The following is a 16,861-nucleotide window of genomic DNA, read 5'->3' as shown; positions in this document are numbered from 1 at the left end:
ACGGCGGGCAGCCGAATATTGGGAGCATCCCACCGGGCACCTGGATCAAATCCTGGCCGGGACCTGACCCTGACAGCAAGTGTCTAACTAGCCGAATGTCGTGCGAAACCGTCTCCCCGAGATCCCTTGATGAATCCGCCTGGGCTGTCCGCGACTTCGCTGTCAGATCGAAAATCCGACGGCCCGGATTACCTACCGAAGGCAGCCTGACACATCACTAGCCGTAGAGGCGTATGAAGTCCTGGGTCGGGTCGACGGTGGGCACCGTGTAGCGAGACGAACTCCCGTCGACATGGGTCTCCTCGACGTACTGGGCGGGTTCGACGGGCAGGCGGCGCCACCGGGCGCGTGGATCATCGGCCTGCTCTCGGTGACTGTTCGACGACATGATGTCCCCCTCCATAGTCGTTTCACCACATGCTACCCGGAGTTACACGTGCAGAGAGGCACGCATTGCGGCAAAGGCCAAGCCGGGATGGAGGTTCGAGGAAGTTGTTGTGGGCCCGAGCGGCTCGGGTTCCCTCGCTGGCGAGTACGTGCTGACTCTCGGCGTTCCAGCCGGAATCTGGCTACTGACACGGTCGGTCGGTCGGAATTGAGCGACCGACGCACTGTCATGCCGCTGACCGCTAGGACCTGCAGCCCGATGCAAGGGTCGGCGATGTGGTGGCGACGCAGTCATTCGCCGCCGTTGGCGGCACGTTGGCGCAGCTCGTCGAGGATCCGGAACGCCCATTCACGAGTTCGTTCGTTGTCGCTGGTGGACGCCGCAATGAGTACGGAATGCCATGGCGGGGTGGTCAGAAGTGACCAGTAGCCGGTTCGTAGCGACCTCAGGGTTGCCCAGTTCGGTGGTGACAGGTTCGGGCGACCGTCCAGAAAGCAGGCGAGAACCCATAACCAGCGATACCGAACCAAGGTTGGTGCGAGCGCGCCCATGTGCGAGAGGTAGTCGGTGAGAACCTGTTCGCCGTGCTCGTAGTCCCAGATGGTGCCCCCCATGCCGTCACTCCAGACCAGCGTAGACATCAGGTCTCCGGTGTGGTCGATGAGAGCCTCGTCGGCATCCGGTGCCGCTATCGCTTGGTGGATCGGTACGGCACAGGCAACCTTGTACGCGTATTCGCCGTTGAGGTAGTCCCCATCGCAGGCTTTGCGCAGTAGCCACGGTTCGGCTGCGGGATCGTTGAGCTCGCAAATGGTTTGGACGAGATACACGCGACCCCAGCCCGCGGTGCGGTCGGCGAGCCAGATGAGGTTGGTCGTGGCATCGGGAAGCCGCGCGAGAGCCTGGGCGGCCAGAAGTCCGAAGGTGTTGGACAGCAATCCGATCGTCTGGATCAGCGAGACGTCTTCTTCGGTTCCGACGGCAGCGAGTATCGCCATGCCGAGCACTGTGGGGTTCTCGTCGATGCTGGTGCGGGTGAGACGACGGCCGAGCTCGTGAACCTGGCCGAGATCCGCGCGGCTAATTGCCTCCGCCATCGACGGCCACAGGGCACTCTGGATGTCGTACTCGATGACTTCGCTGCAGAGCCGTCCGATGTCGCGGTTTTCCCTTGGCGCGCTGAAGTATTCATCGATCAGGCGGCTCGTACGGGTGCCCTGGTGATCGGCCCTGTCGTCACTCCCCACGCGAATGCTTCGGCGTTCGGCGTCCGGATACGGTCTGCCTTCATGGGGCAGTGGAATGCCCGGGTATCTCCGAGCAAGGGCAAGAGCATGGCTGTAGAAGGAGGTCTGTGGGCTGGGCTGGGCCGCGCCGGTGATCGCGCTCACCGAGCGGTGGAGAACTTGATTCTTCCGATCATGAGAGCCGATAGTGACAGGCGTTGAAAGCCTTCGCAACCGGACCGGATTGATTCGAGTCGCTTTGTTCGAAGGCCAGGACAATTCCGCAAGCTCTGAGCCGCCCATTTCGCCACCGCCCACCGGCGAGCGACCACGTGGTGGTCGTGTCACACCGGGCGCGGCCGATGGGTTGGCACCCAGAGGCGTCATACCATTTCGGCACCTCGGTAGAGGAGGGAATAGCACGGGCGCAGGAGCTGGCCGGCGCGGGTGAAATTGGTGTGGGCGCAGGCGATGTCGGCGGGCAGGCGCTCTCGCTAGGGCTCATCGACCACGTTGCGATCGACATCGTGCCGGTCGTCTTCGGTCGCGGCAAACCGTACTTCGGAACGCTTTCCGACGGACAGCTGATGCTCGCGGACCCTGATGTGGTCATCCACGGCGACAGGGTGCTGCACCTACTTTTCCCGGTGCGTCGGTAGTACCAGCCGAAACGCCTATTCTGCCGCAGATCGCGTTGACCGACTCGGTCAGCGCGGCGCGGCGGAAGATCAACCGGCCGTGGCGATCCGAGGCGGCCGGTACGTACTATCCCGCCGAGTTGAGGATGTCGGTGTGGCTGACCGGAATTGTGTCCAGCCGTCCGCTTACCAGCGTGGTCATCGTCCCGAATCGCTGACTGCCCCAACCAGATTGCCGCGCTCTGTCGCGGTCAGCGCGAATAGCATCGTGCCATGCGACCGCAATGGCTCATCGGTCTCCATGAGGAATTCCCCGGCTCCGCTCGCGGCGTCCTTCCCCTACGCCGGGATCGTGAGCGTCGGGAGCCAGTGCCTAGTCCAGAACACGGGTCAACAGCACGGTGAGGATGTCTCGATCCGCCGCCGATAGTGTCTTGAACAGGTTGTCCTGGACCGCGCTCAGTGCCACGTCCAATTCGTCGAGTCGGTGTCGCCCGAGTTCGGTGAGCGTGATCAGATTGCGGCGTCGGTCTGTGGGGTCGGGCGCACGTTCCACGTGACCTTGCTTCGCCAGTTCAGCGAGCATGGCGTGCATGTCGCTCTGGTCGATTCCACACCGCTGACCGATGAGCACTTGACTGCTTGGGCCGAACTCCTCGACCGCGGCGAGGATTGCGAAGTGGTAGGCGCGGGCGTCCGCAGCGGCCATCGCTTCTCCGACGAGCTGATGCGCCCTTACCGAAGCCTTGTTCATCAACCAACTAAGTTTGCCGCGCAGTCGGGTAGGGGCGTCCATCTCCATGAACGAACTCTAGCCAATTCCTTGGTTGCTCCCACTAATCGCGCTACTCTTGGTCTCGCCAAGCTTGGTTGGTCCAAGAAATATCGGAAGGCGGAGATATGTCACTCACCCTGAACGAAGCTCGCGATATCAGCCTCCGCGTGCGCGAGCATGCCGAACTGCTCGGTGTGTCGATCACAGTCGCGATCGTCGACGCCGGCGGGCACGTGCGGGTTCTCGAACGCATGGACGGAGCGTCGCCACTGTCGGCTCGCGTCGCTCCGGCCAAGGCATCAAGCTGCGCATTGTTCCACCGCGACGGCCCTGACCTGGCGAAGATGCAGCAGGCATGGCCTACCGTGTTCGCGCAGATAGATCAGATAGCAGGGGCGCCCATCATCGCCGGCGCGGGTTCCCGACTGATCCGGCGCGATGGTGTAGTCGTTGGCGCGCTCTCGATCAGCGGAAGCACGCCCGCGGAGGACGACGAGATTGCCGACGCTGCGCTCGGTCTCAAACCGTCCTCTACACCAGCACCCGTGTCCGGTTAAACGAGCATCGCTGAGTAGCGGAATCGCTATCGTCTGAGGACCTCGTAAGGCGTCGCAACTTACCCTTGGCTCGCGGGGGCTGATCCTCCGGGAACGACTACAGTGCCAGACGTTGGATTGTGCTCGCATGCAACGGAGTTGGGATGAAGCTGGCAGACGTGAACTTGTCGGATGACAGTGGTCGCAGAGCGCAATTCGAGTCCGCGGCGGTTCTGTTCACCGAAACGGGCGGTCGGTCTATGTTTTCCGTTCGGTGAACGTGACCGACATCCTGCCAAACGTGAATCTGTCCTTCGTCCCCTCTGAAGGGGGACGGTCCTTGTCGAAGCGTGGGCGATCGACGGTGAATCGCCAACGGTAGAGGATCGCACCGATGAGCCCCTCGAATCGACCGAGATCAACGTCTCTCGCAGCGAGGTCGGCCTGCCTGTAACGCGCCACGGCGTCGTCCACCTCGAGGGTGCAACCGGTGTCAGCTATTTCGATATCCGAGTGACGGCATCGAACCAGTAGCGCGCGGGCGATATCTCAGCCGCGCCGAGTGTGATGAAGCTTTTGCGAACGCACCATAATGCCGCTGGTCGCGCGGTCGCGCAGCGAATACTGGCTTTGCCGTCCCTCCCTGGGGGTAGCCCGATCCCCTACCAGGGTTGGATGGGGTCTCGCTGGGTGTGGTCCTAGCGTTGTCTGCGTGACGATCATCCGGCGCTTGGGCCTCGACTTCGCATACACGTTCTTGGGATTGCCCCTCGCAGTGGTCAGTTTCAGCCTGCTTGTGTCCCTTTTCGCGGCGAGCATCGGCATAGCGGTGATCGTCATCGGGATTCCGCTGCTCGCGCTGACGCTGCTGTTCGCGCGTGGTTTCGCCGACATCGAGCGCGTACGCCTTCTGCAGTTGACGGGCAGGGTGGCACCACGGCCTCGGTACGCCGAGGCACCGGAGGGGGCGGGGTGGTTCCGTCGGATCACCGCACCGATCGGGCAGCCGCAGAGCTGGCTGGATCTGTTGTACGCCGTCGTCAACCTACCGATCGCGATCATCACGTTCGTGCTGCTGATCGTGTGGTGGGCAATGACGCTGGGTGGATTGACGTACTGGTTGTGGGGCAGGTTCATTCCCTATGGCGACAGCCACGACATCGTCATCGAGACGATCATGGGCGCGGACACCGCCCACAACCGGACGGTCTTCCACACGATCGTCGGTGTCGTGGCGCTGCTCACTGTGTACACCGTCCAGCGGGGCAGCGCCGCCCTGCAGGCCGCCTTCGCGCAGACCCTGCTCACCCGGCTCGCCGTCATGCAGGGACGCATTCAGGATCCGACCACCAGCCGGGCGGCGGCCGTCTCGGCGGAGTCGACCGCGCTGCGCTCGTAGGCGGTGGTCGTGCCCCACAGAGCAGTGACACGGCCAGACATCAACTCAGCGCAATCGGGCAGCCCAGTCGTGCGACAAGGCGAAGGTCTTCGAACGCACCATATGCCGCATACCGCGCTGACCGAACCGGCCAGCGCGGGGCATCGGAAGATCAACTGGCCGTGCCGATCCGAGGCCGGCGGAACGTCCGCAACTAGCCGAATTGAGTGCGGTTCAGAACGGGCATCGCTGCTCCACGGATCGTGGTCTTGGGTTTCGAGTCACTGTCGGAAGCCGGTGCGGGCAGGTCGGCGACGGCCGCTCGAGCATCGGCAGAGCACTTGCGCTTCGCTCGCAAAGCATTGAGCCGCTCCGTATCAGCGATCGTCGAAGTGCGCTCTTGATGTGTGCCACCGTTCGACGGCCTGGACCATCTCGCGGCCGAGGTAGTCGAGATATCGGCCGATCTCGGTCAGGCGGCGACCGGCAGGGGTTGCTGCGCCGAGGATTTCGGCACCGCGGCGAGCTGCCTTGACCTTTTCATCGGAGGCGCGGGCAAGGTTGAGCGTGGTGCGGTACCAGGTGCGATCGTCGATGTAGTACCGGTCGCGGCGCGGCGAATCACGTTCCCGGCGAATAAGATCCCGCTTCTCCAGTGCACGCACGGCTGTCGAGATGGATGCCGGGCTCACTCCGAGGCGATGCACCAATTCGGCGGCGGTGAGACTGCCCGAGTCGGTCAGGTGCAGGCAGGTCAGCACCCGCGCCTGCATTCGAGGCATCCCGTCGTACACGAACAAATCGGTGAACTGTGCCGCAAACGCATTCACAGCATCGTCGGGGTCGGACTCGACTGACAGGGCCGAAGCCGATTGCGGAGGCACGGTTGTCCTGCCTCGCCGTGATCGCGTGGTGGTTGCCCGGTGTGCTCGCTCGGCACGATATCGGCTGGGTCCACCGTTACGAGTTACCTCGCGACTGACCGTCGAGGCCGGCCGATCGAGCTGACGGGCGATCTCGGTGTATCCCAATCCGTCGGCCAGTCCTGCTGCGATGCATTCCCGTTCCTGCAAGGTAAGTCTGGCTCCCGGCATCGGTACGGTTCCCCTTCGGCGTCGTGGTGCCGTGTCGGTATGCGTTCAGCGGCATCTCATTGCAAATCGAATGCTCGCTCTTGCGTTTTCCGGCATGCTCATTGCATTCTAGATATTCACTCTATCTGCGGAAACTGCTGTCTCCCACAACATTCTCGTTGGGCATCCCCGGAAGGCGACCTACCGTTCGGCGCAGGCTGAAAATTGTACGCTGGAAGGAACCCGATGACCGAACCCGCTCACCACGATGCCGAAACAGCAACCGCTGCACCGACGTTCGTGTTCGTACACGGCCTGACAGGCAATAGTTTCTATTGGGCTCCCGTGGTCCGCGAACTTGCCTTGCTCGGCCACCGCAGCCTGCCGGTGGACCTTCCCGGACACGGGCTCGATGCCTCGATATCACTGGCCTACCAGGCGCAGGACATTGCCGCGTTCGCAGCGTCGTCGTCACCTATGGCAGCAATCACGGTGCAGGACAACGTCACCCACGTGATCGACGTGGTGCGGAAGGTGCGGCGGCACGGGCCGGTCATCCTTGTCGGGCACAGCCTCGGTGGCATCACGATCGGATTGGTCGGCAACGCCATACCCGAAGCCATCCACCGCCTCGTCTACCTCTCCGCATTCTGCCCATCCACTCCAGATGCACCCAGCGCCATGGCGCTGAGCCAAACCCCCGAGGCCATAAAAGATGTGCCGGCCCCAAACGCCGACCACTCGCTTTTCCTGGGAATGGAACCGGTATCCCGCGGACTCATCCGCTTCAACCTCCGTTCCCCAGATCCCGAGGCCCTGGAAGACTTTCGGCTGACCAACATGCCCGAAGCCACCCTGGAACAGACATTGACGATGATCAACTACGGCATGCAACCCGAAGACGGGGCGCAAACCAGCCTCGCCGACGCCCGAGTGGAAGCTGATACGTGGGGACGGATACCCCGCAGCTACATCCGTCTCACCCAGGACAACGTGATCTCCCCGGCACTGGCCACGAAAATGATCGACGACGCCGACCGCCTCACACCGGACAACCCCTTCGACGTCCACGATCTGGCGGCCGGACACGTGGGTGTCGTCCTACAAGCCCGCAGACTGGCGGCCATCCTCGACCGCCTCGCCTGAACCAACAACGAGTTCTCCACGGCGCCAACGTGCCTACTGAACGCGCATTCCGCCGCATACCGCGCTGACCGTACCGGCCAGCGCGGGGCATCGGAAGATCAACTGGCCGTGCAGATCCGAGGCCAGCGGAACGTCCGCTTCTGCCGAGTTGCGTGCCCCAGCGGTGTCGATCACTACAACGACGAGTAGTTGGGGTCGCGGTAGAACTCGCCGAAAATCCAACGAAGTTCGGCATTTGCGCTGATCAGCGCTGGGACTTCGGCGCGGTCACCACGGGTGGAACCGGCGCGGGAGCCGGGACGGGTACGTCGGAGGTGCCGCGTTCGGCGGCCTTCACTTCGGCGGACCACAGCGAGGCTGACGCCGACTCCCCGGGAGATCTCACGCGGCGACTGGCTCTCGGCGCGGCGGGCGAGGATGGCACGGCGCTTGTCGTCATCGACCGCACGCGGGCGGTCACCGAGGTTGCCGCGCCGGGCTGCCGCCTCCAGGCCGCCGCGGGTCTTGCGGACGATGTCACGACGCCGGTCCTCGGCCCGCGCGAGTGCCAGGTCGAGCAGGAAGTTTCGCTCGGTGTGCTCGCAGGCGGCTATGTCGTAGAGGATCTTCACCGAGATGCTCTGCTCGAACAGGGCCGGAGCACAGTCAGGCCCTCCAACGAATTTCTGTGAAAGGCGCGTCACGCCCGCAATCCTTACAGACTCAGCGGCAATTGGGGCGGTAGCTTAAGTGCCAGGACACGACCTCTCGTCGGCGGCGCGGGCGGCTTCGAGGCGGCGGCACAGCCGACGGCAACGGAGTAAAGGAGCAATTCATTTGACAGTTCAGTCTGATGAGTTCACCGGGCTGCGCGCGTTGTTTATCAACTGCACGCTGAAGCGCTCGCCGGAGTTGAGCAACACCCAGGGCCTGATCGATATCAGCACCGGCATCATGAAAAAGCACGGTGTGACTGTTGAGGAGGTGCGCGCGGTCGATCATGACATCGCCACCGGGGTCTGGCCCGACATGCGTGAGCATGGATGGGCCACCGATGACTGGCCGATGATCTTCCAAAAGGTGCTGGCCTCAGACATCCTGGTGTTGGCCGGCCCAATTTGGTTGGGCGACAACAGCTCGGTCATGAAAAGAGTGCACGAACGCCTCTACGGTGGGTCGCATCTGCTCAACGATGCCGGGCAGTACTTGTACTATGGCCGTGTCGGTGGATGTTTGATCACCGGCAACGAGGACGGTGTCAAACACTGCGCTCAAAATGTCCTCTATACACTGCAGCACATCGGTTACACGATTCCGCCGCAAGCCGATGCCGGCTGGATCGGTGAGGCCGGGCCCGGCCCGTCGTATCTCGACCCGGGCTCGGGTGGCCCGGAGAACGACTTCACCAACCGCAACACCACCTTCATGACCTGGAATTTGATGCATCTGGCGCGAATACTGCGCGCCGCCGGTGGTATACCGGCGTACGGCAACATCCGGTCGGGCTGGGAAGCAGGATGCCGATATGACTTCGACAATCCGGATTACCGCTGAACCGATGACACCAGGCCACGCTGATCGGGACAACTCCATTAAGGATCTTGTTCGACGACCCGAATCGGATGCGGATTGATCGCTGCGTCGGCGGGCGTCCCTACTTATGAGTGAACGGTGCCCAGAAGGCTTGGATGCCTTTCGATTGCAAAGCTTCCGCTGAGCCTGGTGAACAGACTCGGTGCCTGACTACCCGGTGCATTGTTCGTCGGCCTGGCGCGGCGTCCTGGCCGGTTCGATCATCGCGGTCGATCGCGTTGGTTACGTTGCAAGACTTTGAAACGCACTGAAATGCCGCATACCGCGCCGACCGAACCAGCCGGCGCGGGGCATCGGAAGATCAACTGGCCGTGCTGATCCGAGGCCGGCGGAACATCGGCTACTGCCGATTACACGATGTTGTCGTGACCGGTTCGTGCTGTCCCACTCGGTTGTCCGGTTACGCCCCATCGATGCCGTGCGGCAATGCTGCTGATCGTCATCTACCAGTGTGCGGTGGCGCGACGGGTAGTTGCACCGTCACACGAAGCCCCCCAGCGGCCCGGGGGGTGAGGGTGAGAGTGCCGTCGTGTGCTTGGGTGATGCTCTTGACGATGGCCAGGCCGAGGCCGACACCCGCATGATCACTGCGGATGCGTTCGGTGCCGCGCTGAAACGGCTCGACAAGCGTGGAAACCAACCCGGGGGTGAGCTTCTCGCCGGTGTTCTCGACAGTGAGTACCACAGTCTTGGAGTGAGCGCTGGTCGTCACCCACACGGTGCCCTGTTCAGGCAGATTGTGGACGATCGCGTTGTGCACGAGGTTCGTTGTCATCTGCTGCAGGAGCGCGTGCGAGCCGATGGTGGGCGCCATCTCGGCGGAGGTCTCGATGGTGTGGCCGCGTTTTTCCGCGAGGGGGAGCAGCGTTTCGGTGGCTTCTTCCGCTGTGAGGGACAGGTCGACGTCTTCTCGGGTGAAGGACCGTTGGTCGGCGCGGCTGAGCAGGAGCAATGCTTCGATGAGGTTGATCGCTCGGATGTTGACGGTGTGCAGGAGGGCGACCAGTTCGCCGGTGTCGCGGTTCGGATCGTTGCGGGCCACGTCGAGAAGTGTCTGCGTGATCGCCAGTGGGGTGCGCAGTTCGTGGGACGCGTTGGCCGCGAATCTCTGCTGCTCGGCAACGTGTGCTTCCAGCTGTGCGAGCATGGTGTCGAAGGCGTCGGCGAGTTCGCGGAGCTCGTCTTTTCGGCCTTCCAACCGGATTCGGTGCGAGAGTGATCCGTTCGCGGCCATGCGTGTGGCGTTCGTGATGCGGGTCAGTGGGGCGAGCATGCGCCCGGCGAGAATCCATCCTCCCACGAGACCGAACACCAGCAGGAAAGCCAGCGCCCAGGCTGCCTTCGGGCCGAAAGCGTTCAGAAGGTCGGAGCGGTTGGGTCCGCTACCGGGGGCCCTCCTCATCGCACGGTCGGGCACGTAGCGCAGCAGGAACACCCACACGACCGCAAGCAGCAAGGCACCTGCGAGCATGAGGAACCCGGCGTAGCTGAGGGTGAGTTTGAGGCGGACGCTCAATCCAGGCGCCCTATTCACGGTCCCTTCCCTCATGTCCGGTGCTGGGTGCTGTGTCGATGCGGTATCCGACGCCGGCCACGGTGGCAATGATCCAGGGTTCGCCGAGGCGTTTCCGCAGTGCCGAGACTGTGATGCGCACGGCGTTGGTGAACGGGTCGGCGTTCTCGTCCCATGCTCGTTCCAAGAGTTCTTCGGCGCTGACGACACCGCCTTCGGCGGCGACGAGGACTTCGAGCACGGCGAACTGTTTCCGGGTGAGGGCGACGTAGCGGCCGTCGCGGTAGACCTCGCGGCGGAACGGATCCAGCCGCAGACCTGCGATCTCCCGCACAGGCGGTCTGTTGTGGGCGCGCCTGCGGTCGAGTGCTCGCAGGCGGAGCACGAGTTCTCGGAGTGCAAACGGTTTGGTGAGGTAGTCGTCGGCGCCGAGTTCGAACCCGGTGGCCTTGTCGTCGAGCCGGTCGGCGGCGGTGAGCATGAGGATGGGCAAGCCGCTGCCGGAAGCGACGATGCGTTCAGCGATCTCGTCGCCGGAGGGCCCGGGGATGTCGCGGTCGAGGACGGCGATGTCGTAGGCGTTGATGCTCAGCAGTTCCAAAGCGGTGTCGCCGTCACCGGCGATATCGGCCGCGATCGCCTCCAGGCGCAGACCATCGCGGATGGCCGCTGCCATGTAGGGCTCGTCCTCGACGACCAGCACACGCATGCTCTCGATGCTAAGAGCCCGCGCATATCGTCGGCATATCGAAAAACACATACGGGCTGACAACACCACGGCGCCTTGACTGGCAGCATGAGTCACCCAACCGCAGCACGAACGAGGTCCGCCAGGACTCACAGGACCACCGGCGTCGGCCTGGTCGCCGTCACCGCTGCGATCATCAAAACCCGCGTCCGTCGATCAGCATCGTCATGGGTGCCCTCGTTCAGCGAAAGTCCTTCGGCGCGACCACGGTGGCAGGGCTACCGAGGAGGACGGTGCCCTCCCCGGCCGAGTGACAGCCCTGGCACTACGAGCTGCGCTCCGAGGCGATCGAGCATGGTGGCCCTCCCATGTATCCCGACCCCGCACACGATCCGAAGACGCAGCAGTTACCGACGCTCTCGGCGATCGGGTCCCGACCTCGGTAACTACCAGCCACTCACTGGGGACGCTGCGGCAGCGCCATCTGCCAGGTCGATCCGTTACTGGTCGCTGACGTAACCCATCTTGTTGAGCGAAAGGACTTTCAGGTTGTCAGCAGTCGCAACCATCGCCACCGATGACGCCGAGGCGGAGCCGGCTCGACCCGAGCCTGTGTGGTGGAGACCGCTCACCCGCATCGCGTTCCGGTTCTGCTTCCTGTACCTCGGCTTGTTCTGCTTATTGACTCCGCCGATCGTCTTCGTGCTGACCGGATGGTTCGGCCACTGGCTGGGCTACGGCGCGCAGTACTGGCATATCCGGAAATTGCAGCCCGCCCTGAACTGGGTGGGAGAGCACCTGTTCGGTACCACCGCACAGCTGTATCCGAACGGCGTCGGTGACCAGACCATCTTCTGGGTGCTGTTGTTCTGCATCCTGGCCGTCGCGGTGGCCGGGACAGTGGCGTGGTCGGTGCTGGACCGGCGGCGCACGCAATATCGCACGCTCGCAGGCTGGTATCTCCTCGTCATCCGGCTCTTGCTGGCCGGCCAGATGTTGAGCTTCGGCATCGCCAAGGCGATTCCGACGCAGATGCCACAGCCGTCGCTGACCACGCTGCTGACCAAATACGGTGACCTCACGCCGATGACTGTGCTGTGGTCGCAGGTAGGTGTGTCGAGACCGTACGAGATGCTGCTCGGCGCCGCGGAAATCACTGCGGCGATCTTGCTGTTCATTCCGCGAACCGCGCTGCTCGGCGCGCTGCTGACCCTGATCGATACGCTGCAGATCGTCGTTCTGAACATGACCTTCGATGTGCCGGAGAAGATTTCGTCCACGCACTTTCTGCTGATGTCGTTGGTGCTGCTGGCGCCCGAGGCGCGGCGGCTGATCCAAGTATTGCTGCTCAACCGCACCACCCGCCCTTCCGCCGTGCCGTATCCGTTCCACACCACGAGATCTCGCCGTATCGCGGCGCTGATGCAGGTCGCGCTCGGCATCTGGATTACGGTGGCGCTGGTGCACGGCGGCTGGCACGCCTGGCGTGGCAGCGGGCCCGATCGCCCCAAACCTCCCCTGTACGGCATCTGGTCGGTGTCGCAGTACACCCGCGACGGCCAGCCGGTGCCACCGCTGACCACCGACGAAACCCGTTGGAAAACAGTGGTCTTCGACTATCCGGACGCGGTCACCTACCAACGGATGGACGACACCCTGGCAACCGTTCCCGCCGACCTGGATGCCACCGACCATCGGATCCGGCTGACCGCGGGGACACTGCAATCCGGATCGAGGGCGAAGCCGGACCGCACTCGGAATCCGTTGGGCACACTCACCTTCCAGCAACCTGCCCCCGACAAAGCCGTGCTGACCGGCGAACTGGACGGCCACCAGGTAACACTCGCTCTCGACCGGATCGACCCGAACAGCTTCCCACAGCGAAGCACCCCGTTTCACTGGGTGCAGAACCGTCCGAATCTTTGAAAATGCAGCCGCTGCCGAGTCCAGATTGCGCTCGCCACCAATGCCTTCGGGACCCCCGATTCACGCCACCCGCACCCGAATCAGGCACCGCAGGAATGACAGCTGAATCGGAGGTCTACGGGTCAGAAGCCGACGGCTGGCTTGTCAACTAGAGCATCCGCTCATGGCCGCATACCGCGCTGACCGAACCGGCCAGCGCGGGGCATCGGAAGATCAACTGGCCGTGCCGATCCGAAGTCGGCGGAACGTCCGCTACTGCCGAGTTCCGTGCGACCGGTGCAATCCCTCACAATCCGGCGTAGAGCAGCAATTTCCGGGCTGTTGCAAAATTGGGTGGCGCTGCGCGCCACCCAATTTTGCAACAGCCCGATTTCGCGCGAATTCCTCAGCTGTAGTGCATATTTAGAACGGTTGGGTTGGCCGTTCGTGCCCGCACGGCGGTGCACTCTCCTGCCGCATGGCGCGCTGACCGAACCGGCCCGCGCGGGACGCGGGCGGCCGAAACCCGGTGCCGTGCAGAACGTCCGCTACTGCCGATGACAGCTCATGCGGATCCGATGCTGCTGCGCGGAACTGTCGTGCTGTGCGTGCTGGACGGCCGGGTGCAAGCGGCGGCATCGTTGATGCGGTGGTATCTGCAGCGCGGCCAGTTCCACCGTGGGGCTCCGTCGAGGATGTGTCCGCGTCGACGCCGCGATGCGGGAACGGTTCCCCGTTTACGCCGCTGAGAGATGTCGGCCAGCACTTGGATGGTGTGGCACTCGGAGGTTCGCGTGTCAATACCCAAACTTCTGAAGTGATTTCGTTTCGGATTCTTGGTTCGGTAGCTAATGTTTCTGCCGTCCGGTGACCTTCCCCCGGGGCGACCAAGGAGATCCAGCAGCGATGAAACTGAAACCACTGGCCCGCAACACATTTAGCATCGTGGCTGCCACCACGGTTGCCGGCCTCGGACTCGGGGCGGCACCGGCCTCCGCCGATATCACCGGCCTCAAGGTAGTCTGTGATCGCTGGTGGGGGGGCTCCACCCCATGTGACGGGTCGGATATCATTCTGGACGCTACGGATTCGACTCCGGTGTGGATCACGGTCAACGGTACGGCGCTCGCAGGGAGTCCGTTCTCGTTGCAGCCGGCCAACCCCGGCTATCACCTCCAGCTCTTCCTGGATTGCCTCATGACACCGCTTCACGTCGTAGCGATGCAAAAGAGCGCGAGCGGCGCGATCACCAGCCAGCAGTCGACCGATTACAGCCCTCCCCACACGGTGGTGGATTTGGTTATGAGCGATCTGTTTCGCGGCGTCACCATTGGTAGTGCCCAAGCCTGGCAAGCCGTTACCGGCAACAACACTCCCAACGTCGGCAGCGCCAGCGGCTCGGCCGCCGCTGCCAGCGATGCCAACGCCGGCAGCGCGGAAAGCGCCGGCTGTCATGCCCGGCCATAGCGTATGAGAACCATTGCTGTACAGAATATCCGCTATTGCCGCTGACCGCGCTGACCGAACCGGCCAGCGTGGGTGCGTGGAAGATCAACGGGCAGAGGCCATCTGAGCACGCCGGCCGAACGTCGTCAGTGCACGGTAATGGCGCCCCTTTAGGTCAAGACTTGGCCAGGGGTTGGGGTTTAGCCTTGTTGGTGGGTCCGGGATGTGGCTTGTCCGAAGGATCGGTGTGCGGGTTGGAGCCGGTCACGCTGGAGTCAGGAGTCGTTCCCGATTGCCCTGCCGGGCCTGTTGATTCGCGTCGCTGCTGGTCGGTGAGTATCTGGACGTAGATGACGTTGGAAAGTCGGCGTTTGAGTGAGCGGATGGCTTCCATCGAGGTTTTGCCGGCCCGACCTCACCGCGCCGAAGGCAAGAAGCACAACGCCGCCCTGATCTGCCTGGCCAGACGCCGCTGCGACGTCCTGTTCGCCATGCTGAAAACCAAACAGCCCTACCGCGGCACGGCCACCGCCTGATCACACGTCGCGGTCCTCGGCACCACGAGCCTTCGCCGACGCGCCGCGCTGCCACCAATCGATGACGTCGCCGTCATCGGCCATGCGCTCAATCAGGTGCGCGGTCGATTCCACCTGCCTGCCGGACTGGACACAAAACGACCACAGCTGCCGGGTCGCCCGATGGAACTGATGGATCACCGCATCGACCTCGAACGCGTCCTGCTCGCCGCCGCGAAACCGGTCCACCGCCCGGCCTACCTGCTCAATGAGCACACCGAGCTGCGCCTCATGATACGCAGCCACCAAATCACGGGCAGCCCGCCGTTCAGCCTTCGTCGCCACCCAAAACACGCTACCGACAACCGGCTTCACCCGGCATCGTCACCAGCCAGAACATCGACCCCACGACTTGACAACGAACATAGGGACACCCCCCGCGGACCGATGTGCACCATCACGCCGACCGCTCCTATCGCCGCCACGACAGCCCGGCAACGACTTCCGCCCAGATCCTCGAGCGCCGTGGCCACCGCCATCGCTGCCATCGTGATCAAGTGCTTGGGCACGTTCGAACTTTCGAGGGAGGTGCACCAATTCTGCTGCACCTGAAGGGCTTTCACAGCCTCGAAGATCAACTTCGGCACGAATCGGGTGCGCAGGCCAGGTGGTGGTTGTAAACGGCTGGTGGACATCGATTCCGACCTGATCGGCTCCATCGGCCGCGCCGTTGCCGTGACTCGCCACGCGCAACACGAAGCCCAGCTCCACACCCGCCGCGGCGGCACCCGCCGCACCGCACCCGGAACCGGGCGGCAAGCACAGCTGTCCCTCGACGACCGTGTCGCGATCACCCTGCTCCACCTGCGGTTCGCTACCCGTCAGCGGGCGATCGGCGCACTGTTCGATGTCACCCAGCAAACCGTTCACAACGTCGTCAAGCAGACCAGACCCCTGCTCACCCTGGCCGGGCATGACGTCCCCGCGACCGGGATCGTCCTCGCAGACGCCGATGCCGTCATCCAATACCACTCCAGCCCAACAGTATTCATGCAATATACGACTTAATTCACGGCAAGCCCTTAGGGCTCGGCGGTGGGAGTCAACATGTCTGTCGCGGAGGGTGATTCGTGATCGAGCGTGGCAACGGGACCTCTGATATGGCAGTGAAGCCGACCAAGGTCTTCCTGCATCCGAGAGGTCCCGTTGCTGCACCAGTCTGTCACTACAACGCTCACCCGCACCCTCACCGTGGCCAGGGGAATCTTCGCGCCCGGCCATCTGGGGGAGCTGACGCAGTACCTGCCGTTCGAATTGATCGACGACATCCTCATCCAGACCTGGACGATGCAGCGTCGCACCCGTCTACTTCCCTCGCGGGTAGGCGTGTATTTCGTTCTGGCGCTGGCTGTTTTCCCGACTCTGGGCTATGAACGCGTGTGGGACAAGCTGGTCGCGGGATTGGGACAACTGCCGTTGCGTCGGCCGTCGGAGAAGGCGCTACGGGATCTGCGGCGACGGTTGGGTGCGGCACCGCTGAAAGCGTTGTTCGAGATCACAGCTGGTCCGTTGGCGCAACCGAGCACTCCAGGGGTGTGCTATCGGCGGTGGCGCACTGTGGCTTTCGACAGCTGTAGTTCACTGCAGGCGGCCGATCAGCCGCGGATCCGTCTGAGGCTGGGCAAACTGACGCGACACCGTGGCGGCGCCGAGGGCTACCCGCATCTGCGGGTCCTGACCCTCGTCGACTGTTGGTTACCCGTGTTGGAGTCGACGGTGAACGACGCCGCCGACGCCGCTGGCGACCGCGGTGCTCGAGCAGACCCTATTCGCTCGGCAACGTACCGATTTCCGTTTCACCGCAACGGTTTCGGTTCATCAACGCGATACCGGGAGCAAGCTCAGGTTCCCGGATGCGTCGCAGCACCTCATCGAGTGCGATGACGCTCGAGATCCGGCCAGATCAAAAAACGGCGGGACGTATGTAGGCTGCGAGCCGAGCGGGCCGATCAGCTGTGCGTCTGCGGGCCCGGGCTACGATGCGAAAACGGACGAAAGTGGA

General features: G+C 63.4%; 18 protein-coding genes and 2 pseudogenes. 10 read left to right on the top strand and 10 right to left on the bottom strand.

Annotated elements, in window-relative coordinates:
- Positions 1-217: 217 nt before the first annotated feature.
- The gene (locus ABZ909_RS41520) at positions 218-388 is read right to left on the bottom strand and encodes a hypothetical protein (RefSeq protein WP_357011534.1); all 171 of its coding nucleotides are present in this window, start codon (positions 386-388) and stop codon (positions 218-220) included.
- A 290-nt stretch (positions 389-678) separates the two neighbouring features.
- Complete coding sequence (locus tag ABZ909_RS41515) at positions 679-1,779, bottom strand: hypothetical protein (RefSeq protein ID WP_357011532.1); 1,101 nt, start codon at positions 1,777-1,779, stop codon at positions 679-681.
- A gap of 167 nt (positions 1,780-1,946) precedes the next feature.
- Here ABZ909_RS41515 and ABZ909_RS41510 point away from each other — a divergent pair, with 167 nt between their 5' ends.
- The gene (locus ABZ909_RS41510; protein ID WP_357011530.1) at positions 1,947-2,273 is read left to right on the top strand and encodes a hypothetical protein; all 327 of its coding nucleotides are present in this window, start codon (positions 1,947-1,949) and stop codon (positions 2,271-2,273) included.
- A gap of 352 nt (positions 2,274-2,625) precedes the next feature.
- Here the strand turns inward: ABZ909_RS41510 and ABZ909_RS41505 are convergent, their stop codons facing one another.
- Entirely contained in the window at positions 2,626-3,054 is a 429-nt protein-coding gene (locus ABZ909_RS41505; protein WP_357011528.1) for a MarR family transcriptional regulator, read from the bottom strand.
- A gap of 98 nt (positions 3,055-3,152) precedes the next feature.
- Here ABZ909_RS41505 and ABZ909_RS41500 point away from each other — a divergent pair, with 98 nt between their 5' ends.
- Both ABZ909_RS41500 and ABZ909_RS41495 read left to right on the top strand, forming a co-directional pair.
- Positions 3,153-3,584: a heme-binding protein gene (locus ABZ909_RS41500; protein WP_357011526.1), complete on the top strand. Its 432-nt coding sequence runs from the start codon at positions 3,153-3,155 to the stop codon at positions 3,582-3,584.
- A gap of 691 nt (positions 3,585-4,275) precedes the next feature.
- Positions 4,276-4,962 (top strand): sensor domain-containing protein, encoded by a 687-nt coding sequence (locus ABZ909_RS41495; protein ID WP_357011524.1) that lies wholly within the window; start codon positions 4,276-4,278, stop codon positions 4,960-4,962.
- A gap of 356 nt (positions 4,963-5,318) precedes the next feature.
- Here the strand turns inward: ABZ909_RS41495 and ABZ909_RS41490 are convergent, their stop codons facing one another.
- Entirely contained in the window at positions 5,319-5,735 is a 417-nt protein-coding gene (locus ABZ909_RS41490; protein WP_357011536.1) for a helix-turn-helix domain-containing protein, read from the bottom strand.
- 177 nt (positions 5,736-5,912) lie between these two features.
- Positions 5,913-6,035, bottom strand: a pseudogene (locus tag ABZ909_RS41485) (helix-turn-helix domain-containing protein); the annotation flags it as partial.
- A gap of 225 nt (positions 6,036-6,260) precedes the next feature.
- Between ABZ909_RS41485 and ABZ909_RS41480 the strand changes: the two are divergent.
- Positions 6,261-7,160 (top strand): alpha/beta fold hydrolase, encoded by a 900-nt coding sequence (locus ABZ909_RS41480; protein WP_357011522.1) that lies wholly within the window; start codon positions 6,261-6,263, stop codon positions 7,158-7,160.
- 173 nt (positions 7,161-7,333) lie between these two features.
- Here the strand turns inward: ABZ909_RS41480 and ABZ909_RS41475 are convergent, their stop codons facing one another.
- Positions 7,334-7,843, bottom strand: coding sequence for a hypothetical protein (locus tag ABZ909_RS41475; RefSeq protein WP_357011520.1), 510 nt, complete (start codon positions 7,841-7,843; stop codon positions 7,334-7,336).
- 133 nt (positions 7,844-7,976) lie between these two features.
- Between ABZ909_RS41475 and ABZ909_RS41470 the strand changes: the two genes are divergently transcribed.
- Complete coding sequence (locus ABZ909_RS41470) at positions 7,977-8,693, top strand: flavodoxin family protein (protein WP_357011518.1); 717 nt, start codon at positions 7,977-7,979, stop codon at positions 8,691-8,693.
- A gap of 478 nt (positions 8,694-9,171) precedes the next feature.
- Here ABZ909_RS41470 and ABZ909_RS41465 read toward each other — a convergent pair whose 3' ends face one another.
- Both ABZ909_RS41465 and ABZ909_RS41460 read right to left on the bottom strand, forming a co-directional pair.
- The gene (locus tag ABZ909_RS41465) at positions 9,172-10,266 is read right to left on the bottom strand and encodes a HAMP domain-containing sensor histidine kinase (RefSeq protein WP_357011516.1); all 1,095 of its coding nucleotides are present in this window, start codon (positions 10,264-10,266) and stop codon (positions 9,172-9,174) included.
- Positions 10,259-10,954: a response regulator transcription factor gene (locus tag ABZ909_RS41460; RefSeq protein WP_357011514.1), complete on the bottom strand. Its 696-nt coding sequence runs from the start codon at positions 10,952-10,954 to the stop codon at positions 10,259-10,261. Before ABZ909_RS41460 ends, ABZ909_RS41465 begins: the two co-directional genes overlap by 8 nt.
- Positions 10,955-11,482: 528 nt before the next feature.
- Here ABZ909_RS41460 and ABZ909_RS41455 point away from each other — a divergent pair.
- From ABZ909_RS41455 to ABZ909_RS41445, 3 genes are all read left to right on the top strand, one after another.
- Positions 11,483-12,859 carry a DoxX family protein gene (locus tag ABZ909_RS41455; RefSeq protein WP_357011512.1) on the top strand — a complete coding sequence of 459 codons (1,377 nt, stop codon included), beginning with the start codon at positions 11,483-11,485 and terminating at the stop codon, positions 12,857-12,859.
- A gap of 885 nt (positions 12,860-13,744) precedes the next feature.
- Positions 13,745-14,305 carry a hypothetical protein gene (locus tag ABZ909_RS41450; RefSeq protein ID WP_357011510.1) on the top strand — a complete coding sequence of 187 codons (561 nt, stop codon included), beginning with the start codon at positions 13,745-13,747 and terminating at the stop codon, positions 14,303-14,305.
- A gap of 362 nt (positions 14,306-14,667) precedes the next feature.
- Positions 14,668-14,820 carry a hypothetical protein gene (locus tag ABZ909_RS41445; RefSeq protein ID WP_357011540.1) on the top strand — a complete coding sequence of 51 codons (153 nt, stop codon included), beginning with the start codon at positions 14,668-14,670 and terminating at the stop codon, positions 14,818-14,820.
- Here ABZ909_RS41445 and ABZ909_RS41440 read toward each other — a convergent pair whose 3' ends face one another.
- Both ABZ909_RS41440 and ABZ909_RS41435 read right to left on the bottom strand, forming a co-directional pair.
- The gene (locus ABZ909_RS41440) at positions 14,821-15,144 is read right to left on the bottom strand and encodes a hypothetical protein (RefSeq protein ID WP_357011508.1); all 324 of its coding nucleotides are present in this window, start codon (positions 15,142-15,144) and stop codon (positions 14,821-14,823) included.
- Positions 15,145-15,170: 26 nt separating this feature from the next.
- Positions 15,171-15,494: a hypothetical protein gene (locus ABZ909_RS41435; RefSeq protein ID WP_357011506.1), complete on the bottom strand. Its 324-nt coding sequence runs from the start codon at positions 15,492-15,494 to the stop codon at positions 15,171-15,173.
- Here ABZ909_RS41435 and ABZ909_RS41430 point away from each other — a divergent pair.
- Both ABZ909_RS41430 and ABZ909_RS41425 read left to right on the top strand, forming a co-directional pair.
- A complete protein-coding gene (locus ABZ909_RS41430; RefSeq protein WP_357011504.1) occupies positions 15,487-15,867 on the top strand; it encodes a transposase family protein in 381 nt (126 codons plus the stop codon). The two genes, ABZ909_RS41435 and ABZ909_RS41430, sit on opposite strands and share 8 nt — an antisense overlap.
- A gap of 123 nt (positions 15,868-15,990) precedes the next feature.
- Positions 15,991-16,548, top strand: a pseudogene (locus ABZ909_RS41425) (transposase domain-containing protein); the annotation flags it as partial.
- Between the last annotated feature and the right edge of the window lie 313 nt (positions 16,549-16,861).

It is taken from the genome of Nocardia sp. NPDC046763 (genome assembly GCF_040645495.1).
Taxonomy (GTDB): Bacteria; Actinomycetota; Actinomycetes; order Mycobacteriales; family Mycobacteriaceae; genus Nocardia.
The sequence above is the reverse complement of the archived record's forward strand: the minus strand, read 5'-3'. Positions and strand labels throughout refer to the sequence as shown.

Bases quoted from the DNA above. Each gene is read 5' to 3' on its own strand.
- ABZ909_RS41520 (WP_357011534.1), bottom strand. From the start codon at position 388: ATGTCGTCGAACAGTCACCGAGAGCAGGCCGATGATCCACGCGCCCGG.
- ABZ909_RS41505 (WP_357011528.1), bottom strand. From the start codon at position 3,054: ATGGAGATGGACGCCCCTACCCGACTGCGCGGCAAACTTAGTTGGTTG.
- ABZ909_RS41500 (WP_357011526.1), top strand. From the start codon at position 3,153: ATGTCACTCACCCTGAACGAAGCTCGCGATATCAGCCTCCGCGTGCGC.
- ABZ909_RS41480 (WP_357011522.1), top strand. From the start codon at position 6,261: ATGACCGAACCCGCTCACCACGATGCCGAAACAGCAACCGCTGCACCG.
- ABZ909_RS41460 (WP_357011514.1), bottom strand. From the start codon at position 10,954: ATGCGTGTGCTGGTCGTCGAGGACGAGCCCTACATGGCAGCGGCCATC.
- ABZ909_RS41450 (WP_357011510.1), top strand. From the start codon at position 13,745: ATGAAACTGAAACCACTGGCCCGCAACACATTTAGCATCGTGGCTGCC.
- ABZ909_RS41445 (WP_357011540.1), top strand. From the start codon at position 14,668: ATGGCTTCCATCGAGGTTTTGCCGGCCCGACCTCACCGCGCCGAAGGC.
- ABZ909_RS41435 (WP_357011506.1), bottom strand. From the start codon at position 15,494: ATGTCCACCAGCCGTTTACAACCACCACCTGGCCTGCGCACCCGATTC.